Source organism: Candidatus Poriferisocius sp. (assembly GCF_965208355.1).
In the GTDB taxonomy this organism is placed as follows: domain Bacteria; phylum Actinomycetota; class Acidimicrobiia; order Acidimicrobiales; family Bin134; genus Poriferisocius.
Window position 1 is genome coordinate 648,121 of sequence record NZ_CBDBOM010000003.1, and the last position, 25,504, is coordinate 673,624.

Sequence of the window (25,504 nt, forward strand, 5' to 3'; positions counted from 1 at the left end):
CGGAAAACGACGATAGCGCAGGGGTATGGCGATGTTGGATTGTGTTATTCGGGGCGGGATGGTGGTGGACGGCACCGGAGCGCCGGGTCGAGTGGCCGACGTTGGTGTGCGAGACGGGCGCATCGTGTTCATCGGGCGTTCGGATGAGCCGGCCCGTCTGGTGATCGATGCCGACGGGCTGGCGGTGGCGCCGGGGTTCATCGACGTCCACACCCACTACGACGCCCAAGTGCTGTGGGATCCCCACCTGACTCCGTCGTCATTGCACGGGATCACCACTGCCATCGGAGGGAACTGCGGATTCACCATCGCTCCGATGGTTCCCGACGAGGCCGACTACGTGATGCGGATGCTGGCCCGGGTGGAGGGCATGCCCACCGAGTCGCTGGAGGCCGGCCTGGATTTCGGGTGGTCTTCGTTCGGGTCATGGCTGGATCGCCTGGAGGGCGGCGGGCTGGGGGTCAACGCCGGATTCCTGGTGGGCCACAGCACTATCCGCCGCCTGGTCATGGGGTCGGCATCGGTGAGCGAGGTAGCCACCGAAGAACAGATCGAGGCCATGGAGGCCCTGCTGGGCCAGAGCCTGGCCGAGGGCGGATTGGGGTTCTCATCCACCAAGGCGGCGGCCCACAACGACCACCACGGCGATCCGGTGCCGTCACGGGCGGCCACCGATGCCGAGATGGTGGCGCTGGCCGGGGTCTGCCGGGATCACCCCGGTACCACCCTGGAGCTCATTCCCAGCATCAACCCGATCTGGGCGCCAGAGATCTACGAGTTGATGACGGCTATGGTTCTGGCCGCCGACCGGCCCTTGAACTGGAACCTGCTCAACGTGCGGCCCGGCGAGGATGCCTACCGGGAGAACCGCTTGGGTTCCGCCGACCATGCCCGACAGCGGGGCGCCACTGTGGTCGGCCTGCTGCTGCCCGACGTGATGCAGATGCGGCTGAACTTTGCTACCGGCGTGCTGTACGACACCCTGCCCGATTGGGCCGAGATCATGCACTTGGACCCCGGGGCAAAGGCCGAGGCTCTGGCCCGCCCCGAGGTGCGCCAGCGGCTGCTCGACGGCGCGGCCCAGGCTCCTCATCGCACTTGGGTGCGGTGGGCCGAGACCACGGTGGTGGACGTGTCCTCTACCTCGCTAGAGGCGCTGGTGGGCCGCAACGTTGGCGAACTGGCCGCTGAACGGGGCCAGCATCCTTTCGACGTGATGTGCGACATCGCCCTGGAAGACGACCTGATGACCGGATTCGGACCACCGGTGGTGGGCGATGACGATGAGTCGTGGAAAATTCGGACCGAGATGCTGGGCGACCCTCGGGTGCTGGCCGGCGGCTCCGATGCCGGGGCCCATCTGGACATGATGATGACCTGGGGCTGCTCCTCGGCGCTGGTGGGCGACACGGTGCGGGATCGGGGACTGTTGAGCCTGGAGCAGGCGGTGAACCTGGTGACCGATCGCCCCGCCCGCCACTACGGCCTGCGGGGCCGGGGGCGGCTGGCCGAGGGCTGGTGCGCCGACATCGTGGTGTTCGACCCCGCCCGTCTGACCAAGGCTCCGGTGACCACTGCTTGGGACATGCCCGGTGGGGGGTGGCGGTTGACCGGCGGTGCTGAGGGCATCGAGCACGTCTTGGTCAACGGAGTAGAGACCCAGAGGGCCGGTGTTCTCACCGACGCTCTCCCCGGCAAGGTGATCCGCTCGGGCCGCGACACCGACACCGTGACCGCCGCCGGTCCCTGATCGATTCAAACCGCCTCGCCCGATTCGCAGAGTGACCACTAGAAAGAGCGGGTGATCGAGGGTCCTGATTGGCGGGTGCCGGTGCCAGTGCAGGCGCTGGGCTATCGGGATTACCGCCTGTATTGGACCACCAGCGTGGTGTCCAACGTCGGGTCGATTATGTACCTGGCCGCCATCGGCTGGCTGGTGGAAGACATCACCGACGACCCCTGGAAGGTGACGGTCGCGGCTGTTGCCGGGCTGATTCCCTTGTTTGTCATGAGTCCGTTCGGAGGTTCGCTGGCCGATCGCTACAGCCGTACCCGTTTGTTCTTGGCCACTGTGGTGGGGCAGATGGTGGTGGCAGTGGCCCTGGCTTGGGTGGTCCAGATCGACGCGGAGACGTTTTGGGTACTGGTGGCCTTCTCCCTGGGCGGGGGAGCCACCGCGTCGGTGGGAGCACCGGTGCAGCAGGCCATCGTGGTGGAGCTCGTGCCCGGAGAGGTCATGCGCAACGCCGTCTTCTTGAACTCCACCCAGTGGAACATCTCCCGGGCGGTGGGCCCCATGCTGGGCGGGTGGCTCATCCAGTTCTGGGGACCGGCCGCGGCCTTCTGGTTCAACGCGGCCAGCTTCACCGTGCTCGTCATCGGGCTTAGCCTGCTGCCGCCCCGGCCCCCGCCGGGGGCATCGTCGAGCCAGGGATTTCTGGCCGACTTCCTGTCGGGGTTCCGCTATGCCCGCAGCATCGAGGGCATCCGAGTGGTGATGCTGGCCAGCTTCATGTTGGCTGCGGCCATATCCCCCACCCAGTGGTTGGCCCCGGTGATCGCCGACGACGCCTTCGGAGTGGACGCCGCAGGATTCGGCTTTCTGCTGGGCGCGTTCGGGGTCGGGTCGCTGATCGGTGCTGCGCTGATGCTCCAGTTCGACCGCGGAAACCCTTACAGCCAGCTCGCAACCATTGGGATGGCCGTGGTGGCGTTGTTCACCTTGGCGTTGGCAGTAGTGCCGACCTTTGCCCTGGGGGTGGTGGCCATGGGCGGGGTGGGCTTGGCCTTCATGGTGACCATGCCCACCCTCACCAGTGCGCTGCAAAGTCAATGCGAGGATGCCTATCGGGGCCGGGTGATGAGCCTGTGGATGATGCTGTTCGGCCTGGCTGCGCCGTTCAGCATCCTGGTGCAAGGAGGCATAGCCAGTGTCATCGGCATCCGCTGGGTGCTAGTCATCACCGCCATCGCGGTAACCGCCTACCTGGCCAGCCAGCTCACCCGCGGCCGCCTCCGCCACCTGGACGCCGCGGGTTGAGCAGATGGCTGAAAGCGCTGAGATCTACTGGAGGATGCCGTTGGGGCGGGGGATGCCCTGCTCTTCGCAGTAGCGGTAGTACAGCTTCAGGTTGGACTGGGCGTTGGAGATGTACTCCACGTTGCCGTCAGGGTCGAGGTACTCCACGTCGCCGTATATGGCTGACACCAACTCGGTGGGCTCGGTGTTGTCCTCGGGCACGAACAGAGTGTGGATGGACCCCGGCGGTTCGTAGAGGTAGCTGCGGCCCCGGTTCATGAAGTCGTTCTCCCGGTAGCCCCACGCCCCGCTCAAGGTGAAGGCCAGCACTGGCCCCTGATGGTGGTGGGTCTGCACCGTCATGCCCGCGGGCATGAAGCCGTGCAGCACATAGAGGCCGTCGTCAGCGTTGACCTGGAGCAGCCGCATTCGAGCGCCCAGCGCGGTGTTCTCCACAAACGGCACGTCGTCGATCCCCACATGGCGGGCCGATGGGACCACTTGGTCTAGGAGGCTCATCTCAGCAGGCTAGCCGTCAACCCCATCGAGGATTCCGGCCAGCCAGGCGTCGGTGCGCTCGTTGGCGGCCTGGGTCATCTTGGTGGGGAGTGCGGTGAATCCGTGGGGTGACGCCGGGTAGATGGCCAGCTCGGTGGGATTGCCAGCGGCTCGCCACCGGGCGGCCATGAAAAGGGAGTCGTCGTAGAGGTAGTCGAGGGTGCCCACGGTGAACAGCGCGGGGCACAGGTGGTTGAGGTCGGCATACAGCGGGGAGATGTCTGGGTGCCGGCGGCCCTGGGTGTCGTGGTCGCCCACGTACATTTCCCGGAACTCGATGTCGCCCAGGACGACCTGCGACGGCGTGCCGCTCACGTCGAACACGCCGAAAACCAGGTTGGCCCCGATGAACTCCGCGGCGGCGTCGTGGCGGTCGCGCATCCGCACCAGGGTGGTGGCGGCCAGGTTGGCCCCGGCCGAGCCCCCGCCGATCAGCAGCGGCACCGAGCCGAACTCGTCGCGGCCCGGTCCCAGCACCCACAGCGCGGCGGCCTCGCAGTCGTCGGGGCCAGCGGGCCAGGGATGTTCGGGGGCCAACCGGTATTGGGCGCTTACCACCGCGATCTGGTGGGTGTCGGCCATGGCCTGGTTACCACGATCGCCCATCTTGGGGTGACCCATGAAGAAGCCGCCGCCGTGGATGTCGAGGTACACCGCCCGAGCCAGCCCGTCGGGGGCGAATACCCGCAGCTCCAACTCGTCGCCCGCCGCGCCGGTGTACGTGCGGATGTCCACGTCGTCAAGGAAGTTGGAGGCGAGGATGCCGCCCCCCAGCGATTCGAGGTCACGGGCCTTGGCCAGTCCCTCGGGCGTGGAGAGGTCGTTGCCCTCCGATTCGAACGAGAACTTCGACAAGATATCCAACGCTTCAGGGACGTATTCGTCGAGGGCCGGGTCGTAAAGCTGGCTGAAATCCATGAGGTGGTTCTAACATCCTCCCGACTCCCGAGAACAGAAAAAGGGGAAAGCCGTGTCGAGTTCTGGTTCGATTCTGGGAAATTCAGTCGTCCGCCGCGAGGATCCGGGGCTGTTGACCGGCGCGGAGCGCTATTACGACGACTTCACCCCCGAGGGCACCGCCTACGTCACCTTTGTGCGCTCGCCGATGGCCCACGCTGCCATCGAGTCGGTGGACACCAGCGAGGCCGAGGCCATGGACGGCGTGCTGGCCGTGTACACCGGTGAGAACATCGGGCTGCCGGCCACGGCCGGATTCCCCATGCTCCCGGTGTTCGAGCGTCCGCAGATCGCCGGCGAACGGGTGTTGTTCGTAGGCGACATCGTGGCTGCGGTGGTCACCGAGACCCGCGAGCAGGGCATGGACGCCGCCGAGGCGGTATTTGTGGACTACGACCCGCTACCGGCCAACGCCGACCCCGAGAAGGCCATGTCTGAAGGCGTTGAGGTGCTGTGGCCCCAGAACGAGGGCGGCAACCTGGCCTTCCACACCGAGCTCGGCGAGGACGACGGCTTGGCCGAGGCGGCCCACGTGGCCGAGGTGAAGATGGAGAGCCAGCGCCTGGCCGCGGTGCCTATGGAGCCCAACGGGATTCTGGTGGAGCCCGGCACCCCCGACGGCGGGATGACCGTGATCTTTCCCAGCCAGGCCCCCATTGGCCTCAAGGACGGGTTCGCCGGCCTGTTCGGCCTCGACGGCGACAACGTGCGCCTCATCGCCCCGGCGGTGGGCGGCGGTTTCGGGGCCAAGACCGGCCTGTATCCCGAGTACCTGGTGGCGGCCAAGGCCGCCTTGGAGCTGGGTCGCCCGGTGAAGTGGACCGAGTCGCGCTCTGAAGACATGGTGTCGCTGGTGCAGGGCCGGGGCCACATCTTCTCCGCCAAGATGGGGTTCGACAGCGATGGTCGTATTACCGGGTTGAACCTGCACTGCTTGGCCGACTCCGGGGCCTATCCGGCCATCGGCAGCTTCTTGCCCATCCTCACCCAGACCATGGCCCAGGGCGTGTACCAGATTCCCAAGGTCCGGTTCGTGGCCGACGCGGTGGTGACCAACACCACGCAGATCGCCGCCTACCGGGGAGCGGGCCGTCCCGAGGCCACCCAGATCCTGGAGCGGGTGCTGGACGTGGGCGCCGACGAGCTGGGCATCGACCCCGCCGAGATCCGGCGGCGCAACTTCATCGGCGCCGACCAGTTCCCGTATGCCACCGTGACCGGCGCCAACTACGACTCCGGGGAGTACGAGAGGGCTCTGGACGCTGCCCTGGAGGCCTCGGGCTATGCCGATCTGCGGGCCGAGCAGGCCGCCCGGCGGGATTCGGGCGACTCCAAGCTGCTGGGTGTCGGGGTGTCGTCGTATGTGGAGATCACCGCGCCGCTCGGCTTGCACACCGAATACGGCCGGGTGGACGTGCTGAGCGACGGCTCCGCGGAAATCCGAGTGGGCACCAGTGCCCATGGCCAGGGCCACGAGACCTCCTTCTCAATGATCGTCAGCGATCTATTGGGCGTGCCCATGGACAGCATCAAGCTCATCCAGTCGGACACCGACGAGATACCCCGTGGCGCGGGCACTCTTGGCTCCCGCTCGCTTCAGACCGCGGGCAGCGCCGTCTACAAGGCCAGCGAAGAAGTACTGGCTCAGGCCAAGGAGCTGGCCGCCCAGCAACTCGAAGCCAGTGCCGATGACATCGTGGTGGGCGAAGGCGGCCTGCATGTGGCCGGTGTGCCCGCCCAGTCGGCGTCTTGGGCCGATCTGGCCTCAGCGGCCGACGGCGGTGTTATCACCCACGAGCTCGACTTCGACCAGGGTGGGGCCACCTTCCCCTTCGGCACCCACGTTGCCGTGGTCGAGGTGGACACCGAGACCGGCGGCGTGGAGCTGCTGCGCCATGTCGCGGTGGACGACTGCGGCACCATCTTGAATCCGCTGCTGGTGGCCGGCCAACAACATGGCGGCGTGGCCCAGGGCGCGGCCCAGGCGCTGTTCGAGTGGGTGCAGTACGACGAGGACGCCAATCCCCGCACCGCCAACCTGGCCGACTATCTCATGCCCAGTGCGGCCGAGCTGCCCAGCTTCGAGGTGAGCAATACCGAGACGGCCAGCCCGATGAACCCACTTGGGGCCAAGGGCATCGGCGAGTCGGGCACCATCGGCTCGACCCCGGCCATCCACAACGCGGTCGTCGACGCCGTTTCCCACTTGGGTGTAGCGCACATCGAGATGCCCACCACCCCCGAGCGCATCTGGCAGGCGCTAGCCGCGGTCTAGCGGCTATGACAGGGCGCTAGGAAGCGCCTAATCGAAATCCAGGCCTAAGAGCTTGATGGCGTTGCCGCGGGCGATCTTGTAGACCGACTCGGCGTCAAGGTGGCCGAAGAGGCGGGCGGCCACCTCTTTGGTGTTGGGCCAGGTGCCGTCGGTGTGGGGGTAGTCGGTCTCGAAGGTGATGTTGTCGATGCCTACCCGGTCGAGCAGGTCCATGCCCACGCTGTCTTTGAAGAAGCAGCCGTACACCTGGCGGTAGTAGTAGAACGACGGCGGCTCGGGGATGTTGTTCTTGGCCCCGCTCCAACCGGCGTGGGTCACCCACACGTCGTCGGCCCGCTCCAGGGCGTAGGGGATCCAGCCGATCTGGGCCTCGGCGTACATCAGCTTGAGGTCGGGATAACGGTGCAGCACCCCGGAGTAGAGGAAGTCGACCAGTGAGGCCGCACTGTTGCAGAAGATCAGCGAGGCGGTCACCGCGTCGGGGGCGTCGTCGGCGGGCGACACCGTGCGGGTGCCCGACCCGATGTGCATGCACACCACCGTGCCGGTTTCGGCGCAGGCAGCGAAGAACGGGTCCCAGTAGCCCGAGTGGATGCTGGGCAGGCCCAGCCAGGTGGGCAGCTCGCTGAACGCCACCGCCCGCACCCCCCGCTCAGCGTTGCGGCGGATCTCAGCGGCGGCCAGATCGGCGTCCCACAGAGGCACCAGGCACAGCGGAATGAGCCGCCCGCCGGAGTCGCCGCACCACTCCTCGACCATCCAATCGTTGTAGGCCTTCACGCACAGCAGCGAGAGCTCTTTGTCCTGGCGCTCGTTGAACAGCTGGCCGCAGAACCGGGGATAGTTGGGGAAGCACAGCGAGGCGTCGGTGTGGTTCATCTCCATATCGGCCACCCGGGCCTTGGGCTGCCAGCAGCCGGGGCGCATCTCGTCGTAGGTGATGCCCTCGACGGATACCTCGTCGTAGGGATAGCCGGCCGCAGCGATGAGCCGCTTGATGGAGTAGGTGTGGTCTTCGTACAGCCACCAGGCCACGTTGCGGCCTTCAGTGCCGGGGCGCTCCCGGTAGGTGCCGCCGTCGAGCACCACCTCGCCTTGGGGCAGATACTCGATGCGGGGGCCGACGTCGCGGTATTTGGCCGGCAGCCGGCTCGACCACAGTTCGGGAGGCTCCACCACGTGGTCGTCCACGCTGATGATGCGGGGCATCTCGGTGCCAGCCGGGGATTCAGCGGACGACTCGGCGGTCATGGTCACGCGGTGGCTCCGGCCGGCTCCGCTGCCCCCACTGCGGCCAGCACGTCGTCGACGAACTCGGGGACCAGGATGTCGAGCTGCGCTTTGTTGAATGCCCGCTGGTGGATCACATCCGCGCCCTTGTAGGCCAGCAGATCGGCGATCTGGTCGATGCAGTTGCCCGGGTACCACTTGTAGGTGGCGAAGGCGGCCACCGGCTTGTGGTGCAGCGACGGCAGTGTCATCAGCTTGGCCGTGCCGCCGGGGCGGTGTCCGAACAGCACCAGCCCGTCTACCCAGGTGCCCACGGCCAACAGATCGGCCTCGGCGATCTCGGTGAGCTTGATCCCATGTACCGGGCGAACCGATACCTCGTAGCCGGCTTGGCGCAGCTCCCCGCCGATCATCTCCGCTGCTCGCTGGGTGTTCCCCGTGCGGCTCTCAAAGATCACCACTGCCTTCACTGCTGAATCCTCATCGCTGGAACCTCACGGGTTGACTTTTAGCAGCTAAGTCTCTCAGGTGCCACGATGGTGGGATGGGCAAGTACGGGTACTACGTGATCGACTCCGACGGCCACGGGGGAGAGCCGCCCCAGTGGCGCCACGGGATCAGCGCCGAGTGGCGGCCGAAGATGGTGGAGTACGTGGCCAAGATGAAGGAGAACTACGGCGACCTGCCGGGGGCCGGTTCGCCAGTGCACACCGAGGACCAGCAGAACTACGGCGAGTACGCCCCCGGGGAGCTGGATTTTGAGACGCCGCTTCAACGGGAGGGCATGGCCGTGCCCGGTCCCCGGATGACCGACATGGACCTCGAGGGCATCGATGCGGCCGTCTTGTTCCCTCCGGGATCGGGCGAGGAGTGGGCGCTAGGCGATCCGGGCTTTTCCGCCGAGCTGTGTCGGCTGCTGAACGACGCCCGGGCCACCTATGCGGCCTACGACCCCACCCGCCTCAAGCTGGTGGCCAAGCTGCCCTTGATCGACCCCGACCGGGCCGCGGCCGAGCTGGATCGGTGTTTCACCCAGTACCCGGACTTGTTCGTGGGCATGGTGACCGCCCAGCACGTTTTGGACCGCAATCTGGATGACCCGGCCCTCGACGCGGTGTGGGAGGTGGCCGACAGCCATGGGGCGGCAGTGTGCGTACACGGCGGTGGGCAGGCGCCCGACCAGGTGCCTATCGTTTTGGACCGCTACGACACCCGGCTGGAGAAGCACGCCGTGACCCATCCGTTCGGGGCCATGCTGGCCACGATGAACTTCACCGTGGGCGGGGTGCTGCACCGGTTCCCCAACTTGCGGTTGGGGATCATGGAGGCTGGGTGCGGCTGGCTGCCGTTCTGGCTGGAGCGCTTGGACGAGGAGTACGAGCTGATGCCCGACCAGGCCCCCATCTTGGATCGCAAGCCGTCGGAGTATTTCTTGTCGGGGCGGTGCTTCGTGGGTGTGGAGTCCACCGAGTCGGCCCTGCCCTACGTGATGGACCAGGTGGGCGACGACATCTTGTGCTACTCCTCGGACTACTGCCACTGGGACTGCGACTTCCCCCACTCGGTGAAGCTGCTGGTGGAGCGCGACGACCTCAGCGACGAGCGCAAGCGCAAGATCCTGACCGACAACCCGGCCAAGCTGTTCGGGATCCCGGTTCCTGCTTAGTCAGTCCTCGGGCCGAACCAGTCGGGGAGGTCCACGGGGGGGTGGGGGAGTGGGGTGATGCCGCGCTCTTCGAGAATGGAGGCGTATTCGGCTTTGTCGGCGGGGGCGGGGCGGGAGTCGCCGAAGTAGATCTCCAGGATCTCGGCGCCCTCATCGCCCACCTTGATGGGGCCGAAGGTGGCCAGGTGGGGGAGCTTGATGAGGGTTCCGGGCCGGCACACCTCCTCGTCGAAGGTGACCTCCCCTTCGATGACGAAGATGAAGTGGTCGCTGTTGTGGCCGTGGCGCTCCAGCACCAGTCCGGGGTCGTAGCGGGTGTGATACACCGCCCGCTCCTGGGTCAGCTCCATCAGCTTCAGCCACACCGACACCCGGCGGCCGTCGGCGTGTTGCTGGGACTTGACCTCGGCGAAGTCCATGTCCTCGGCGTGGATGTACGACACCTGGGGCTGAGTTTCGGTCATCGGCGTGCTCCTTTGGGACTCTGGTCTTGCAGGGAGATCACCGGAACATCTTCAGCGCTGTGCTGTCTGAGGTGTCCTCGGGGCGGGCGCCGTCGTCGAGTTCAACCGGGTTCAGCTCGTCGGGCGGGGTGAGGGCCAGGCTGATGGGGGAGTCCAGCTCGAACGGGTCGTGCAGTCCCAGCTCGTCGCCCATGTCCCGCAACGCGGGCAGCACCTCGGTGCCCATCAGCTCGATGCACCGCAGGGAGTCGTCGTGGGTGACGCCGCCGTCGTTGCCCCACAGCATGAGGATCGACGGGCGGCAGGTCTCCAGCACCACCCGCAGCTCGGCGATCACCTCATCGGGGGTGCCGGCCACGATCTCGCGGGCGGCCAACTGCTTCTCGAACGAAGCGGCCCGTGAGCCCCGGACCTCGGCATTGGCCATCTTGGCGTAGTCCAGCCGGCGGGCCGACGACCCGTAGCCCGACGGGCTCACCCAATAGGGGTGGCCGATGCCGGTGAACTCGCCCTGCATCCACATGAACTCTCGGGCGTTCTCTCGGGCCTTGTCGCCGTCTTCCTGCACGTGGACCCGCAGCAGATAGCCCCGATTCTCCGGTCCCGGCTCGTAGCCCACCGCCCGAGCGGCCTGGTCGTAGATCTGCCACAGCTCGCCGGTGAGGTGCAGGGGGGTATTGAGCGAGATGTAGGGGTAACGGTGCTCGGCCGCCCAGCGGATGGTCTCGGCGCTGAACACGCCGGGTACCCAAATGCGGGGGTGGGGCTTTTGCAGCACCCGGGCCCAGGGGTTGACCACCCGGTACTGGAAGTGCTCGCCCTCCCAGGAGAACGGCCCGTCGTCGGTCATGGTCTTCACCAGCAGATCGTGGGCCTCGTTGAACCGCTCCCGGTTGTAGGCCGGGTTGGCGTTGAGGCACACCGACTCCTGCCCTGCGCCCCGCACGATGCCCGAAATCAGCCGGCCCTTGGAGATCATGTCGATCATGGCGATCTCCTCGGCGAACATGAGCGGGCTGTCGTAGGTGGGCAGCGGGTTGCCGAGCTGCACGATCTTGGCCCTCTCGGTGATGGCGGCCAGGATGCTCGACATCACCGTGATGCGGGCCTGCATGCAGAACGGGGCGTTGTGGTGCTCGTTCACCATGATCCCGTCGAAGCCCACCTGCTCGGCCAGCTTGTACTCCTCAATGCGCTCGTTGAACAGACGGCTGCCTTCTTCGGGGTCGTAGTACTTGTTGGAGAACATCACCGAGGTGAAGCCCTCCTTCAGGCCCTCCTCGGCCGGGTAGGCGCTCATGGGCTGCTCGGTGAAATACGACAAGAACATCAGCTAGCTCCTCCGGTGATGATGGCGGCGAGGGATTCGGGGGCTTCGAGGTCGACGGCGTGGCCGCAGTCCGGGACAACCTCCAAGCGTGCGTCGGGCAGGCCCTCGACGAAGGCGTGGGCGCATTCCATCGGCACCACGGCGTCGTTGTCACCCCACACCACCAGAGCGGGCACGTTCACTCCGCCCAGCAGGGGCCGCAGCCGGCGGTTGTACATGTATGGCTTCCACGCCACCCGGGTGGTCATCTCCCGGTTCATGTCCCACACGACCAGGGTGTCGTCACTCATGGGAAGCTCGTCGGGGCTATCGCCGTTGCTTGAGAAGATGGCGTCGTAGGCTTCCAACCGGGAGAAGGCGGCCTGCACATAATTGGAGTGCGACACCAAGAACTGGTCATAGATGCGGCCTTGTTCGGGCAGCAGCCCAGCCGCCCCCACCAAGATGAGCCGCTTGAGCAGTTCCGGGGCCATGGTGGCCAGCTCGGCCGCCACCCATCCGCCGAACCCGCACCCCACCAGCTCCACCGGGCCGAGGTCTTTGGCCCGCAGCCACTGGCCCACCAGCAGAGCCAAGTCACGGGGATGGCGGGCCCATTCGGGCCGCTCAGACCCCTCGGTGCCTCCGTAGCCTGGCAAGTCCAGCGCGTGCACTGTGTAGTGGGCGGCCAGGGCCTCGTGGACCGGCATCCACCCCGGGTTCCCGAACGAGTGGTGAAGCATCACCAGCGGATCACCCGACCCCCCGGTGAAATCCCGCATCCCCAGCCCGGCAACGGTTGTCGTGACGGTTTGCATCGCCATGACGCTATACCGGCTCGCCCTCAGCCGCCGGGGTTGGCGGGGAGATGGTCGAATCGGCCTGTGGGGCGGGTGCGGGCGTACTCCTCGACGATGGGTTGGAGTTGGGTGGGGCTGGCGCCGTGGAGGATGACGCCGTCGCAGCCCAGGTCGAACTGGCCCCGGATTTTTTCGACGCATTGGGCGGGGCTGCCGGTGGCGGCGGGGGCGAGCCATTCTTCGGGGATCAGCTCGGCGATGTGCTCGAGCTGGTCGGTGGTGGCCACCTGATCGATAGCGCCTTGGAAGTTGGCCACCAGGTCATCGGCCAGGAACCGCTCCAGCGCGGCGGGGTCCCAGTTGTTGGTGCGGGCCATGAGCTCGGGATAGCCCTGGAGATAGGTGGCCATGCGTCCCACCGTCTTCTTGAGCCGGATGTCTTCGGGGAGGTGGTCGCCGATGGTGGCGAAGCAAGACCACACCTTCACCGAGTCCGGGTCGCGCCCCGATTCCTCAGCCGACTGCTTGACGGCGCCTACCACCCGGGCGGTGGTCTCGTCGGTGAAGAAGGTGTGCAGCACCACTGCGTCGAAGCAGCGCCCGCCCAAGGCCAGGGAGTTGGGGCCGAAGGCGGTGAGGGCCATGGGGATGTGCTCGCTGCTGGCCCCCATGAGGGTGAGCACCGGGTAGTTCCCAATGGGGCCTTCGTGGTTGAAGATGGGCTCGCCCTGCCACAGCCGGCGCATGATGCCCACGAAGTCCTCCATTTGGGCGGTGGTGATGGCGTTGAGGCCGAATGCTTGGGATAGTCGATCGACCCCTCGGCCGATACCGAGGCAGAAGCGCCCGCCGGTCAGCTTGTGCATGGTCATGGCGTAGGCCGCGGTCACCACGGGATGGCGGGTGTGGTGGTTGGTGGCTGCGGTGGCGATGCCCATGGATTCGGCCGCCACACCGACCGCTCCCGACAGAGTGGCGGCCTCTTTGATGTTGAACCGCTCGCTGATGAACACGTTGCCGATGCCCAGCTCCTCGGCCTGGCGGACCTCGTCGATCAGCTCCCGGGGAGATTCCGGTGCCCCGGCCAGGGTGTAGAAGCCGAGCTCGTTCATCTGGGTCATGGGGGCCTCCCTCGTTGCCGTTGTGGAGGCTAGGCGAAACCGCTGGTTGAAGCCTTCGCCAGAAACTGTCACCTGGGCTTCCTAGGATGCGGGCCTATGGAGATAGTTCTTCTCGTTGTTGTGGCGGTCCTGGTGGTTGCCTTAGCAGTAGTTGTGCTGCGGGGGCGACAAGCGGGCGATGCGGCTGGGGCCAACGACCAGAGGACGCGGGCGGCTCAGCTGGAGGTCCAACTGGCTGAACGGGATCGGCAGTTCAACGAGACTCGAAGTGAGCGCGACGCGGCTCGGGCCGAGTTGGAGGAAGTCCGCGGTGAACGGGAAGGCGCTCTACGAAAGCTGGCCGCTGCGGAGGCCGAGCATGAAGCTCGCACCGAGGAACTGGCCAAGGCTCGCGAGGAGTTGGAGACACAGTTCAAGGGCATAGCCGCCGACGTGTCCAAAGCCAACAGCGAGGCATTCCTCAAGCAGGCGAAGGAGCAGTTTGAGAATCAGAAAAGGCTCAGCGAGGCCGACTTGAAGCAGCGCCAGCAGGCTATCGACGAGCTGGTCAAGCCTGTCAAAGAGAACTTGGCCAAGTTCGAAAAGAGGGTCAACGAAATCGAAGAGAAGCGGGAAGGAGCCTACGAGGGATTGACGACCCAGATCGGACAGCTCCGAGAGGCAACCGGTGGATTGAGAGAGGCGCTGCGTTCGCCGCAAGTGAGGGGACTATGGGGGGAGCAGACCCTGCGCAACATCCTCGAAGTGTCGGGAATGCGGGAACACATCGACTTTGTCGAACAGCACACCGTGGCCACCGACGATGGCAGCGTTCGGCCCGATGCCGTGGTCCGGGTGCCCGGCGGCGTGCAGGTGGTAATCGATGCAAAGACCCCTCTGGACTCATATCTCGAGGCCCACAGCGAGAAGGACGAGCAGCGTCAGGGTGAGTTGCTTCAGAGCCATGCCCGATCTCTGATGGGGCGTGCGAAGGAGCTGGGGGATAAGGACTACGCAGCCGCGATCGACGGATCTCCCGACTTCACGGTCATGTTCGTGCCGGCTGACCCGATCCTGGATGCCGCGGTAGACGTGCAGCCCACCCTTTGGGAGGACGCCTGGCAGAAGCATCGGGTGCTCATCGCCACGCCCGGGCTCTTGCTGGCGTTTCTCCGGACCGTGGCTCTGGCCTGGCAGCAGCAGGATCTCCAAGAGAACGCCCAGGAGATTGCCGATGGTGCGACCGCCTTGTACGACAGCCTGAGGGTCTACGCCGGCCACGTTGACAATGTGGGCAAGGGATTGCAGCGGGCGGTGAAGGCCTACAACGACAGCATTGGCTCATTGGAGGGTCGAGTGCTTCCCCGGGCGCGCCGATTCGAGGAATTGGGCCCAGTGAGCGGTGCCAAGAGAATCGAGGGGGTTTCACCGGTGGAGGCGTATCCCCGAGCCGTGGCCGCGGCCGAATTGGTGGAGGCCGAAGCAGTGTCGGAGTTGAACGAGGTCAGCGATCCTGAGGACGACTAACGGTCGGTCAGCAGGCGAGGGGGGATCAGCCAGTCGAGTTGGCCGGTGTTGTCGGGGTTGAGACTGACCCGGGCAAGCGCTGCGGTGGGCATCCTCAGCTCGGCGCCGGTCAATCGCCCGATGGCGGTCGACGTAGTCGGCTCATGCCCGACCAGCATGGTGACGGGAGCCCGCCGCTGGCAGGCCAGGGCGATCATTTGGTTGACCGATCCGTAGTACAGCTCGTCGGCGGTCTCCGTCGGACTGGTCCAGCCCCCTGCTTTCATGGCCAGCTCGAGGGTTTGGAGGGTCCGAGTGGCCGGTGAGCACAGCACTAGATCGGGCACATGGCCGGACTCGGCCAAGAAGATGCCCACGGCCGCGGCAGCTTGGCGTCCCCGCTTGTTCAGGGGTCGCTCGATGTCGTTGGAAGCTCCTGCATGCCAGTCGGATTTGGCGTGCCTGAGGAAGATGACCGCAGACATGCCGCAATACGCTACGCGTGTGGAGCAGTCGGTGTACGACGCAGTTGGCGGTCAGGCGTTCTTTGACCAGTTGGTAGACCGCTTCTACGACGGCGTGGCCGATGATCCGGTGCTTCGGCCGCTCTATCCCGACGACCTGGGCCCCTCACGGGATCATTTGGCTGGCTTCTTGGCCCAATACTGGGGTGGGCCGCCCCTCTACAGCGCCGAGCGGGGCCATCCCCGGTTGCGAATGCGCCACGCTCCTTTCGAGATCGGCATCGCCGAGCGGGATGCCTGGATGGGCCACATGCGGGCTGCGCTGGCTGGGGCCGGGCTAGGCGATGACATCCACACCGCCATGGTGGACTATTTCGAGTCGGCTGCCACCCACCTCATCAACAAGCAGCCGCCCGCTCCGCCCACTGATTCTCGGAGGCTGCCGCTCAGCTGACCACTGCCACCTGGTCGGCGATGACCGGGGAGGGCTGGCTCACCTTCTCCAAGTCGATGTTGTACAGCTCGGCCACATTGGTGAGGGTCAGCTTGCGGCGGTCGGCCTCGCTCACTCCGGCCTCGTCGAACTCCGCGGCGGTGAACTCCTGAGACCGGGGCCAGGTGGCCGCCCCGTGGGGGTAGTCGCTGGACCACATGAAGTGGTCGCTGCCGGTGAAACGCAGATTGTTCAGCCCGATGGGGTCTTCGATGTAGGTCAGGTACACATTGCGGCGGAAGTACTCCGAAGGCTTCATGGTCAGCCGGTCGTCAATGCGGCTCCATGCCCCGCTGTAGGTCAGATCGAGCCGCTGCTCCAGTCGGGCTGCGTAGTCGATGCCCCCTTCTGCGGCCACGATCCGCAGGTTGGGATGGCGCTCGAACACCCCCGCCGCGATCAACTCGGCTGTGGTATGGGCCAGCTCGTCGCGGGCCGTGATCCCGAAGTAGTAGGTGCCCTCCACGGTCACCCCGTAACTGCTTATGGCCTTGGTTTGGTGGCCGCCAAAGATGTGGATTGAGATCGGTATCGACCGATCGGCGGCAGTGGCCCACAGGGGTTCGTAGCGGTCAGAAAAGAAGCTGTATTCCCGGGTGGCGGGAGGCGAGCTCCAGACAATGGCACCGCGCAGCCCCATGTCGCCGCAGCGATTCAGCTCAGCCACCCCCACCTCGATGTCCCAGGTGGGGATCATGGCGATGCCGATGATCCGGTCGGGGTCCACCGCGCAGAACTCGGCCAGCCAGTCGTTGTAGACCTGAATGCAAGCCAGCTGGAGTTCCACATCGTCGTATTGCAGAAGAGACAGGCCGGCAGTGGGGTAGACGACGTCGGCCAAGGTGTCATCCACCCACATGTCGGCCAGACGGGTCGCTGGATCGTGCCCGCCGGTTGCCCCCACCCATGCGTCGGGGTCGGCGGCCAGCAGGGCATCCACTTCCCCCTGCGTCATCCCGGCGTTGCGCGACAGGGTCAGATTCACTCCCCGGCCCATCTCCGGGGCTTCGAAGTACCAGTAGTGGTTGCCGGGATCTTGCACCGCCCGAGGGGCTCGATCCCGCAGCCGCGCAGGCAACCGCTCCAGCCACAGATCACCCGGCTCAACGACATGGGAGTCCGATGAAATCAACACGTCGGCAACAGTATCGGCTCGGAGGATTCGACTGCCTCAGGAAGGAGGCAGGTGGGCGGTTGCTCCCCGCCCCAGCATCCTGAGGAACACGCCTGAGCGGGGCTTGGGGGCAAAGAAGCTCGATTTGGGGGGCATAAGCCCGTTCTCGTCGGCCACCGCCATCAGCTCGCGCACCGTCATGGGGTGCAAGGCGAACCCCACCCGGTTTTCCGCATCACATCGCCGGGCCATCTCGTCGAAGCCCAGCGAGGCAGGAAGGTACTCCACGGCCCCGGGCACACCGAGCTCGTCGGCACCGAGCACAGGGTCGAGGATGGATCGCCGCAGCCGCTCTACATCCAATCCGTTCACCGCTCCATTGCCCACCGCCGCCGGCAATGCCACTTGGTGCCAAGAACCCCCCAAGTACAGCCCAGCCACCCCTTTCTTCTGGGGACGGGCCTGCATGGATGAGAACACCGATGTCACCTCCGCCACGTCATCAAGCGCGGCCAGGCATTCTTCAGGACTGCGATTGTGCTGGTCGACCGCCAGTCGATGGAATGCCTGCACTTGAAGCTGTTCATCAGGGAACACCACAGCCAGAGTCCGAGCCAGTGCCGTGTTGTCAGGTTCCGCGGCCCTAGCCCGCACTGCGGCGGCCGAGCGGTGATGGCCGTCAGTCACGTACAGCACCTGATTGCCAAAGGCCGCAACCAGCGACTCCGTGCAATCGTCGGGAACCGTCCACACCTGATGGCGCACCGCGGTGGATCCGAACTCCAAATCAGCGGGCGAAGCGGAGGTGATGTCGAACAACTGGTTGCGGAGTTCGGCGCCAGACCGAACGGCCATGGCCACCGGGCTGGAAGTGGCCCCCACGCCCTGAAGGTGGGCGGTGAGCAGGTCGGCCCGCTCGTCGTGGACATTCTCGTGAATGCGAATTCGCCCATCATCAAAGCCCTGCACCGGCACTGTGCACACCACCCCGGTCTGTGAGCCCTGCTTGTGGGTCAAGCGGTACAGATACAAGGCCGACCGCCCGGTTGGGACGAAAGCCTTGGCGTTGAGCAGTCGAGTAAGGGCGGAGGCGCCTTGGGTAACCAGGTCTTCATGCGAAAGGTCGGTGTTGTCGAAGAGATCCTCCCGGCTTCTGGTGACGTTCATGTAGCTGTAGGGGTTTGATGCCACCAGGGCTTGGCGCTGTAGCGGCGAGAGATTGTCGTAGGCCCGACTGATCACTCTCTCGGCCCAGTCGGGGTGTACCACCCAGCCGGCAAAGGGGGCGACCAGCGGTTCAGTCCCCGCCTGTTCGGTGTCGTTGGGGCGTGCGCCGGTCATTGGTCCACCGCCGAGTGGGTGTCGAGCACCGAGGCGCAGATCACATGCTCGATGGAATGCAGGACCTCCAGCAGATCGTCGTCGACATCTCCAGCCACTTCGATGATGGCCACGGCCGCTTCTGAGCCAGAGAAGATCCGGTTTTGCATATTGGCCACATTCACATGCCGTCGGCTCAACTCCTGCAATACGCAGGCCAGCACACCGACCCGGTCGTGGTGGCGGACGCTCAGTGTGGCGGTGCGCTTGGGGACCCTCTCCAGGTTGACGCAGTCCAGAACTTCGCCGTTGCGGTAGGCCTCGATGACATCGGCGGTACCCTCGGCCACCGCTACCTGAGCCTGATCGGTGGAGGCCCCAATGTGGTGAGTAGCCGTCACCTTCGGGTGACGGGCCAGTTCTGAGCTGATCTGGCCGACTCCCCCCGACGGCTCGTTGGCGAACACATCAAGGCCGGCTCGAATATCGGTGCTATCGAGCGCCGCGAGCAGCGCGGCTTCATCGACCACCTCGCCCCGGCTGGTGTTGATGAGCACCGCGTTGGGTTTCATGGCCGCCAAGAATTCGGCATTGACCATTCCGACGGTGTCTTCGCCGCCGGGCACATGCAGCGACACTATGTCGCTGGTAGCCAGCAGCGCCGCCCGGTCGGGCACTTCCTCCACCCCGATGTCGGCCATGCGACGACACACCTCGCGAGTGCGATCATTCCGAACCTCGGTGACAACCCGCAGTCCGCATGCGCCGGCTCGCTGGGCTACTTCGAGACCGATGGCGCCCATTCCGACGATCCCGAGCGTGGAGCCGAACAGACCTCGGGCCTCGCTGTAAGTCTGCTTGTTCCAGTCTCCCGATCGGAGGTCGGCGGTTGCGGGGGCGATGTGGCGGTCGATGGCGAACATCAACCCAATGGCCAGCTCAGCCACCGCAATGGCGTTTCGACCAGGCACGTTGCACACGAAGATTCCCAACTCGGCCGCCCGGTCGGCATCGATGGTGTTGGTCCCGGCTCCGGCTCTTACTACCAGGCCAAGTCGATCGGCGGCCTCCAGAGCGGTAGCGGTGACCTTGGTGCTGCGCACCACCAGCACGTCAAACCCGGCAATGTGCTCGGGCAGGCTCTCAGCGGTCAGCGAGGGATCGACCACGCATTCGTCGCCCCCGGCCCGAAGCCGCTCGACAGCGCTCTCAGCCAGGCTGTCAGCAAATAGGATTCGCATGACTTGGACTCCGGTATTGCTCGGCAGGCGTTGGGATGCGGCACTGGACGGGTCCCGTCCCTGTGCCGCATAGCGGAACTGTTCCGCTCTACGATACTCGCGTTTACTAGATGGTGTCCCAAAAAATAACGGAAACTATCAGCACATTCCTTTACGCGGTGTTCTCTGTCAAAGATACCGGCAGCAGTGGTCGGGCCGGTATTTTCGGCGGCGTGGCAGACGGGCGCAGTCGAGGAGCGGTGCCCCGGCGAGGACGGCTGGGGCGCACGGCCAAGATGGCCGGTTTGGGCGCCCGTAGTGGCGGGCGGTGGGCGATGGCCCGGGCCCGTCAAGTCTTCGCCGACGCCGAGCGAGCTGTTGTTCTGGATACCGAAAGGGAGCTCCACAACGCCGCTGATGTAGTGGAAGTGCTGGGGAACATGAAGGGCGCGCTGATGAAGATCGGCCAGATGGCCAGCTATCTCGACGTGGGCCTGCCCGAGTCCACCCGGTCGTCTCTGGCTCAGCTCCAGGCCAACGCCCCGCCCATGAGCCCGGCCCTGGCCGAGTCGGTGCTAGCCGCCGAGCTGGGTGCTCCGCCTGACGAGCTATTCGAGCAATGGGATCCAGTGCCCATCGCCGCGGCCTCCATCGGTCAAGTCCATCGGGCCATCACCCCCGACGGCCGGGCCTGTGCGGTCAAGATCCAGTATCCCGGCGTGGCTGAGGCCATCGCGGCGGACTTGGGTTCGGCCCGCATGGTGTTCCGAGCTCTCTCGGTGTTGTTTCCAGGCCTGGACCCCGCCCCCATAGTGGAGGAACTGCGCCAGCGGCTCACCGAGGAATTGGACTACGAACACGAGGCCTCCAACCAGCGCCTGTTCGCCGATCACTACCGAGGCCATCCCTACATTGCCATTCCCGAGGTGTACGACGACTTGAGCTCAGCCCGGGTGCTCACCACTGAATTGGCCACCGGTGCGACGTTCGAGGAGGCGCTGGGCTGGTCCCAGGAGGAGCGAAACCGGGTAGCCGAGACCGTCTACCGGTTCTCGATCGGGTCGATCTATCGCCTATGGGCGTTCAACGGCGACCCCCACCCGGGGAATTATCTCTTCCACCCCGACGGATCGGTCACGTTCTTGGACTTCGGCCTGGTCAAGCGATTCAGCGAGCAAGAGACCGCCCAGTTTGAGCGAATGCTCACCGCCATGGTGATCGACCGAGACATCCCCCGATTCCGGGTCGAGCTGGTGACCGCCGGACTGCTGCCGGCCGATGCCCCGTTCAGCGATGCCGAGGTAGAAGCGTTCTTCACCCATTTCTACGAGTTCGTGCTCACCTACGAGACCCGGACCTTCACCCAGGATTATGCCGCCGCGGGAGTCAGAGCCATATTCGATGCCTCTGGCGAGCACGCCGAGCTGAAGAAGGTGCTCAACGTGCCGCCCTCGCTGGTGGTGCTCCAGCGCATCAACCTCGGGCTCATCTCGCTGTTCGCCCAACTCGGGGCCACCGCCAATTGGCGGAGCATCGCCGAGGAGCTGTGGCCGTTCACCGACCGGTCCCCGTCAACCCCGATGGGCGAAGATGCGCAAGCTTGGCGTCGTTCGCTCCACCAGTAGCCGGTAGGTACCTCGACGGGACTCTGGCCTACGCTTCTCGCCCATGAGCATTTTGGGCAATGAGGTAAGGCGGGTTGAAGACCCCCGGATGCTGACCGACGGGGGAACCTATGTGGCCGACATCCCACTCGAAGGGGCGGCCCATGTGGTGTTCGTGCGATCGCCCATCGCCCACGCCCGGCTGATGTCGGTGGAGACCGATGATGCCCGGGCCATGCCCGGCGTGATCGATGTGGTGGTCGGCGACGACTTGGACTTAGCCCCCCGCCCTCCAATGGCAGGCGACGCCGCCATGTCCCGCCCGCTGTTGGCCACCGGCAAGGTGCGCTTCGTCGGAGAAGCGGTGGCCGCGGTGGTGGCCGAGACCGTCGAGCAGGCCACCGACGCCGCTGAGGCGGTGTGGGCCGACTACGACCCGCTGCCCGCGGTGGTCGATGCTGAGACGGCGGCCGACGGCCCCAAGTTGTTCGACGATGCTGAGTCCAATGTGGCCATTGCCCTGCCCCCCACCGCAGAGGTGGATTTCAGCGAGTGCGAGGTGGTGATCTCTCATCGCGTTGTCAACTCCAAGATCTACGCCAGTCCCATTGAGGGCCGAGTGGCTGCTGCTGCTTGGGGTGAAGACGGGCGCCTGACCTGCTGGTCGAGCACCCAGGGGGCCCACACCTCTCAAGGGGCCATTGTCGGCGCGCTCGGTTTAGACCCGTCTCAGGTGCGGGTGATCATCCCCGATGTGGGTGGCGGATTCGGCACCAAGGCCAGCCCCGGCGCCGAAGAATGCCTACTTGGATGGCTGGCCCGCCGAGTGGGCCGCCCGATGCGCTGGGCCGAGACCCGCACCGAGAGCCTCCAGTCGCTGGGCCATAGCCGGGCTCAGTTCCAGACCGTCACCTTGGGCGGCACTGCCGATGGCCGCTTCACCCACTACCGCCTGGACATGCTGGCTGACGCGGGGGCCTATCCCGGTGTGGGGGCGCTTCTGCCCACCTTCACCGGGCTCATGGCCTGCGGCAACTACGACATTGCCAACGCGGCCTGGTCGGCCACCGCCGTAGCCACCAACACCTCCCCGGTAAACGCCTTCCGAGGGGCCGGTCGCCCGGAGGCCACCGCGGCTATCGAGCGGGCAGTGGATCTTTTCGCAGCCGAGATCGACATGGACCCGGCTGAATTGCGCCGCCGCAATTACCTGGCCCCCGACGCCTTTCCCCTCACCACTCCCACTGGCGCGGCCTATGACTCCGGGGATTACCGGGCCTCGCTGGAGGCTGCGCTGGAAGCAGCCGACTACCACGGGCTGCGAGCCGAGCAAACCGCTCGCCGAGAGCAGGGCGATCATCGGCTGTTGGGCATCGGGATGGCCACCTATGTGGAGGTCACCTCACCCATGGGGCCGGTTTGCACGGAGACGGGAAGCCTGGAACTGCGGCCCGACGGCACGGTGCTGGCTCGCACTGGGGCCACTCCCTTCGGCCAAGGCCATGTGACCACCTTGTCGATGGTGGTGGCCGACACCCTGGGCATCGACATGGACCAAATCGAGATGATCCACGGCGACACCGATGAGATCCCCACCAGCGACATCAGCGGTGGCTCTCGCACCGCCCAGATCGCCGGCTCGGCCTTGCTCAACGCCTCCGAGAAGCTGATCGAAGCGGCCCGCCCGCGGGCTGCCGATCTGTTGGAGGCCGCCCCCGCGGATGTAGTGCTCGATTCAGAGACCGGCCAGTTCCACGTGGTCGGCACCCCGGCCCGGTCGACCAGTTGGGCCGACGTGGCTGCGGCGGACTCGGAGACCCTATTTGTGGAGAACGACTTCGAACAGCACGGTGCCACCTTCCCATTCGGAACCCATGTGGCGGTGGTGGAGGTAGATGCCGACACCGGAGAGGTGACGCTGGAGCGGCTGGTGGCAGTGGACGACGCCGGTTTCCTTCTCAATCCGCTGTTGGCCCACGGCCAGATCCACGGCGGGCTGGCCGCCGGCGCGGCCCAAGCCCTCATGGAAGAGGTCCACTACGACCCCGACGGCAACCTGCTCACCTCGAACTTCGCCGACTACGGCGTGATCTCAACCACCGAGCTGCCCAGCTTCGAAGTCCACGAGTCCATCACCCCCACCCCGCTGAATCCATTAGGGGCCAAGGGTATCGGCGAGTCGGGCACCGTGGGCTCCACCCCCGCAGTGCAGAACGCGGTGATCGACGCCCTGTCGCACCTTGGCATCCGCCATCTCGACATGCCCGCCTCCCCCGAAAAGGTCTGGACCGCCATAGCTTCTTCAGCTAGCTAGCGCTTCACCTACGCTGGCGTGCCATGAAGTTCGGGATTGGTTTCGCAAACATTCTTCACTGGACCACCGCGCAGGGGGCGGTGGAATTCGGTCAAGCCGCAGAGGCGGCCGGGTTCGACTCAATCTGGACGGTGGAGCACGTGGTGTACCCGGACAGCTACGCCTCGGAGTATCCCTACGACCCGACCGGCCGGATGCCGATGACCCCCGACACCCCACTGCCCGACCCGCTGATCTGGCTGACGTGGGTGGCCACGGCCACCACCACGCTGCGGTTGGGCACCGGCATCTTGATCCTGCCCCAGCGCAACCCGGTGGTGTTGGCCAAGTCGCTGGGCACGCTCGACTCCATGTCGGGCGGCCGGGTCACCATTGGGGTGGGTGTGGGCTGGCTGAAAGAGGAGTTCGAGGCCCTTGGCATCCCTTGGGAGCGACGGGGCCAGCGCACCGATGACTACATCGGGGCCATGCGGGCCTTGTGGGACGCCGACAGCGCGTCGTTCGAAAGCGATCACGCCTCGTTCTCGGGGGTCAGCGTGAACCCCAAGCCCGCCAACGGCCGGGTGCCTATCGTGATCGGAGGCCACTCCAAGGCCGCCGCCCGCCGGGCCGGACGACTGGGCGACGGCTTTTGGCCCGGGCCAAGGGAGGGGGTGTCCATCGCCGACCTCATCGACGTGATGCACCAGGAGGCGGCGGCGGCCGGCCGAGATCCCGCGAGCATCGAGATCACCGTGGGCTTGCCCAACACCCCGATGGACGACCCCGCCGGGCTGGTACAGGAGGTGGCCGAGTTGGGGGCCCACCGGCTGATCGTGCCGTCTTTCTTGTTCTTCGCCGACACAGCCGAGACCATGGCTGCCTTTGGGGCGCAGCTTCAGGCCGCGGCTCAGTGAGCAGCATCGAGAGGTGCCTGAAGGGGGCCCAATGAGCAGCATCGAGCAATGGCATGGCGCCGCGGTCGAGCGATCCGGACTAGACGACTTCGGCCGCGACGACTATCTCGAGGGCTTGACCGTGCTGGAGGAGTCGCTAGAAGCCGAAGCTGGCATGACCGACATCGGCCGTTTTGCCGTCGGCGAGATCATCACTGGGGCCCTCATGGGGCGCCTTAAGGCGGCAGCCGGCTTGAAGGCCCGGCCCGAGGCCGCCGATGTCGCGATCGAGCAACCGCTGGTCATCATCGGCCTGCCCCGCACTGGCACCACAGCTTTGCACCAGCTGATGGCGGCCAGCCCTCACTTCCAGGGGTTGGAGCTCTGGCTGGCCGAGATGCCCCAGCCCCGCCCGCCCCGTGACCAATGGGAGCAGATCGACGACTACGTCAGCTGCAAGGCCAAGATGGATGCCATGGCCGAGATGAACCCGGATCAGTCCGCCATCCATCTCCAATTGGCCGACACAGTGGACGAGTGCTGGAACATTTTCCGCCAGTCATTCGCCAGCGTGACATTTGAGTGCCTTTTCCGGATACCCACCTATTCCACCTGGTGGGCCAACTGCGACATGGGCCCGGCCTATGCCCAGCATCGCCGCAGCATCGGGCTCATCGGCGTCGACGAGCCCGACACCCGCTGGATATTGAAAGACCCCAGCCACCTGTTCGCCCCCGAGGCGCTGTTCGCCACCTATCCCGATGCCAACGTGGTGATGACCCACCGGGATCCACTGAAAGCGGTGGCGTCGGTGTGCAGCCTCACCGCGGTCAGCCGCCAGGGGTTCGAGGAGCATCCCGACAACATCGTCCACGGCGCCGAGCAGACTGAACTGTGGGCTCGGGGAATTGAGCGCTTGCTAGCCGCAAGAGCCGGCCGCGAGGACCGGTTCTACGACCTGCACTTCGCCGACTTCCAGCGTGACCCATTGGGCAGCGTGGCTGCCATCTGCGACCGATTCGGCTACCAGCTAGATGCCGCCGCTGAGCAGGCCGTGGCCCAGTGGGCCGCCGATCACCCCAAGGGCGAACACGGGGTTCACGACTACAGTCCCGAGCAGTACGGGCTGCGGGCCGAGGCCATCCACGAGCGCTATGCCAAATACATCGAGGCCTGCGGGGTGGCAGTGGAATGAGCGACTGGGCAAGTAACGGCA

General features: G+C 65.8%; 22 protein-coding genes. 10 read left to right on the forward strand and 12 right to left on the reverse strand.

Translation table 11 applies throughout. The annotated features are described in order from the left end of the window. Positions 1-25: 25 nt before the first annotated feature. Positions 26-1,750 carry an N-acyl-D-amino-acid deacylase family protein gene (locus ACOGXH_RS04265; RefSeq protein WP_419927878.1) on the forward strand — a complete coding sequence of 575 codons (1,725 nt, stop codon included), beginning with the start codon at positions 26-28 and terminating at the stop codon, positions 1,748-1,750. A gap of 51 nt (positions 1,751-1,801) precedes the next feature. Then, positions 1,802-3,040 (forward strand): MFS transporter, encoded by a 1,239-nt coding sequence (locus ACOGXH_RS04270; protein WP_419927879.1) that lies wholly within the window; start codon positions 1,802-1,804, stop codon positions 3,038-3,040. Positions 3,041-3,064: 24 nt separating this feature from the next. Here ACOGXH_RS04270 and ACOGXH_RS04275 read toward each other — a convergent pair whose 3' ends face one another. Together ACOGXH_RS04275 and ACOGXH_RS04280 are read right to left on the reverse strand one after the other, a co-directional pair. Then, positions 3,065-3,538 (reverse strand): 2,4'-dihydroxyacetophenone dioxygenase family protein, encoded by a 474-nt coding sequence (locus tag ACOGXH_RS04275; RefSeq protein ID WP_419927880.1) that lies wholly within the window; start codon positions 3,536-3,538, stop codon positions 3,065-3,067. 9 nt (positions 3,539-3,547) lie between these two features. After that, a complete protein-coding gene (locus ACOGXH_RS04280; protein WP_419927881.1) occupies positions 3,548-4,495 on the reverse strand; it encodes an alpha/beta hydrolase in 948 nt (315 codons plus the stop codon). Positions 4,496-4,547: 52 nt separating this feature from the next. Between ACOGXH_RS04280 and ACOGXH_RS04285 the strand changes: the two genes are divergently transcribed. Further along, entirely contained in the window at positions 4,548-6,809 is a 2,262-nt protein-coding gene (locus ACOGXH_RS04285; RefSeq protein ID WP_419927882.1) for a xanthine dehydrogenase family protein molybdopterin-binding subunit, read from the forward strand. 27 nt (positions 6,810-6,836) lie between these two features. Here ACOGXH_RS04285 and ACOGXH_RS04290 read toward each other — a convergent pair whose 3' ends face one another. Then, a complete protein-coding gene (locus ACOGXH_RS04290; protein WP_419930320.1) occupies positions 6,837-8,060 on the reverse strand; it encodes an amidohydrolase family protein in 1,224 nt (407 codons plus the stop codon). Positions 8,061-8,062: 2 nt separating this feature from the next. Continuing rightward, complete coding sequence (locus ACOGXH_RS04295) at positions 8,063-8,509, reverse strand: flavodoxin family protein (protein WP_419927883.1); 447 nt, start codon at positions 8,507-8,509, stop codon at positions 8,063-8,065. 74 nt (positions 8,510-8,583) lie between these two features. Here ACOGXH_RS04295 and ACOGXH_RS04300 point away from each other — a divergent pair, with 74 nt between their 5' ends. Beyond that, positions 8,584-9,705, forward strand: a complete 1,122-nt coding sequence (locus ACOGXH_RS04300) for an amidohydrolase family protein (protein WP_419927884.1) — start codon at positions 8,584-8,586, stop codon at positions 9,703-9,705. Here ACOGXH_RS04300 and ACOGXH_RS04305 read toward each other — a convergent pair. Genes ACOGXH_RS04305 through ACOGXH_RS04320 form a run of 4 tightly spaced genes read right to left on the reverse strand, consistent with a single transcriptional unit; the run spans position 9,702 to position 13,399 of the window. Further along, positions 9,702-10,169 carry a cupin domain-containing protein gene (locus ACOGXH_RS04305; protein ID WP_419927885.1) on the reverse strand — a complete coding sequence of 156 codons (468 nt, stop codon included), beginning with the start codon at positions 10,167-10,169 and terminating at the stop codon, positions 9,702-9,704. The genes ACOGXH_RS04300 and ACOGXH_RS04305 overlap by 4 nt on opposite strands. 37 nt (positions 10,170-10,206) lie before the next feature. Further along, positions 10,207-11,499 (reverse strand): LLM class flavin-dependent oxidoreductase, encoded by a 1,293-nt coding sequence (locus tag ACOGXH_RS04310; protein ID WP_419927886.1) that lies wholly within the window; start codon positions 11,497-11,499, stop codon positions 10,207-10,209. Beyond that, a complete protein-coding gene (locus ACOGXH_RS04315; RefSeq protein ID WP_419927887.1) occupies positions 11,499-12,296 on the reverse strand; it encodes an alpha/beta fold hydrolase in 798 nt (265 codons plus the stop codon). The genes ACOGXH_RS04310 and ACOGXH_RS04315 overlap by 1 nt, the downstream gene beginning before the upstream one ends. A 26-nt stretch (positions 12,297-12,322) precedes the next feature. Continuing rightward, entirely contained in the window at positions 12,323-13,399 is a 1,077-nt protein-coding gene (locus tag ACOGXH_RS04320) for a TIGR03857 family LLM class F420-dependent oxidoreductase (RefSeq protein WP_419927888.1), read from the reverse strand. Positions 13,400-13,495: 96 nt separating this feature from the next. Here ACOGXH_RS04320 and rmuC point away from each other — a divergent pair, with 96 nt between their 5' ends. Continuing rightward, positions 13,496-14,905, forward strand: coding sequence for a DNA recombination protein RmuC (gene rmuC / locus ACOGXH_RS04325; protein ID WP_419927889.1), 1,410 nt, complete (start codon positions 13,496-13,498; stop codon positions 14,903-14,905). On the opposite strand, the gene ACOGXH_RS04330 is transcribed toward rmuC, so the two are convergent. Then, on the reverse strand, positions 14,902-15,369 hold the full coding sequence (locus tag ACOGXH_RS04330) for a SixA phosphatase family protein (RefSeq protein ID WP_419927890.1): 468 nt from the start codon (positions 15,367-15,369) through the stop codon (positions 14,902-14,904). The genes rmuC and ACOGXH_RS04330 overlap by 4 nt on opposite strands. Positions 15,370-15,388: 19 nt before the next feature. On the opposite strand from ACOGXH_RS04330, the gene ACOGXH_RS04335 reads away from it, so the two are divergent. Continuing rightward, positions 15,389-15,802 (forward strand): globin, encoded by a 414-nt coding sequence (locus ACOGXH_RS04335; RefSeq protein ID WP_419927891.1) that lies wholly within the window; start codon positions 15,389-15,391, stop codon positions 15,800-15,802. Here the strand turns inward: ACOGXH_RS04335 and ACOGXH_RS04340 are convergent. From ACOGXH_RS04340 to ACOGXH_RS04350, 3 genes are read right to left on the reverse strand one after another with little or no spacing between them, the layout of a single operon-like run. Further along, positions 15,795-16,976, reverse strand: a complete 1,182-nt coding sequence (locus ACOGXH_RS04340; protein WP_419927892.1) for an amidohydrolase family protein — start codon at positions 16,974-16,976, stop codon at positions 15,795-15,797. The genes ACOGXH_RS04335 and ACOGXH_RS04340 overlap by 8 nt on opposite strands. A 36-nt stretch (positions 16,977-17,012) precedes the next feature. Beyond that, a complete protein-coding gene (locus ACOGXH_RS04345) occupies positions 17,013-18,296 on the reverse strand; it encodes a DUF1015 family protein (RefSeq protein ID WP_419927893.1) in 1,284 nt (427 codons plus the stop codon). Next, positions 18,293-19,516 carry an NAD(P)-dependent oxidoreductase gene (locus tag ACOGXH_RS04350; RefSeq protein ID WP_419927894.1) on the reverse strand — a complete coding sequence of 408 codons (1,224 nt, stop codon included), beginning with the start codon at positions 19,514-19,516 and terminating at the stop codon, positions 18,293-18,295. The genes ACOGXH_RS04345 and ACOGXH_RS04350 overlap by 4 nt, the downstream gene beginning before the upstream one ends. A 212-nt stretch (positions 19,517-19,728) precedes the next feature. Here ACOGXH_RS04350 and ACOGXH_RS04355 point away from each other — a divergent pair, with 212 nt between their 5' ends. From ACOGXH_RS04355 to ACOGXH_RS04370, 4 genes are read left to right on the forward strand one after another with little or no spacing between them, the layout of a single operon-like run. Beyond that, entirely contained in the window at positions 19,729-21,120 is a 1,392-nt protein-coding gene (locus tag ACOGXH_RS04355; protein ID WP_419927895.1) for an ABC1 kinase family protein, read from the forward strand. Positions 21,121-21,163: 43 nt separating this feature from the next. Continuing rightward, a complete protein-coding gene (locus ACOGXH_RS04360; protein ID WP_419927896.1) occupies positions 21,164-23,413 on the forward strand; it encodes a xanthine dehydrogenase family protein molybdopterin-binding subunit in 2,250 nt (749 codons plus the stop codon). A gap of 23 nt (positions 23,414-23,436) precedes the next feature. Continuing rightward, positions 23,437-24,309, forward strand: a complete 873-nt coding sequence (locus tag ACOGXH_RS04365) for an LLM class F420-dependent oxidoreductase (protein WP_419927897.1) — start codon at positions 23,437-23,439, stop codon at positions 24,307-24,309. Positions 24,310-24,340: 31 nt separating this feature from the next. Continuing rightward, positions 24,341-25,483 carry a sulfotransferase family protein gene (locus tag ACOGXH_RS04370; RefSeq protein WP_419927898.1) on the forward strand — a complete coding sequence of 381 codons (1,143 nt, stop codon included), beginning with the start codon at positions 24,341-24,343 and terminating at the stop codon, positions 25,481-25,483. Positions 25,484-25,504: the final 21 nt, after the last annotated feature.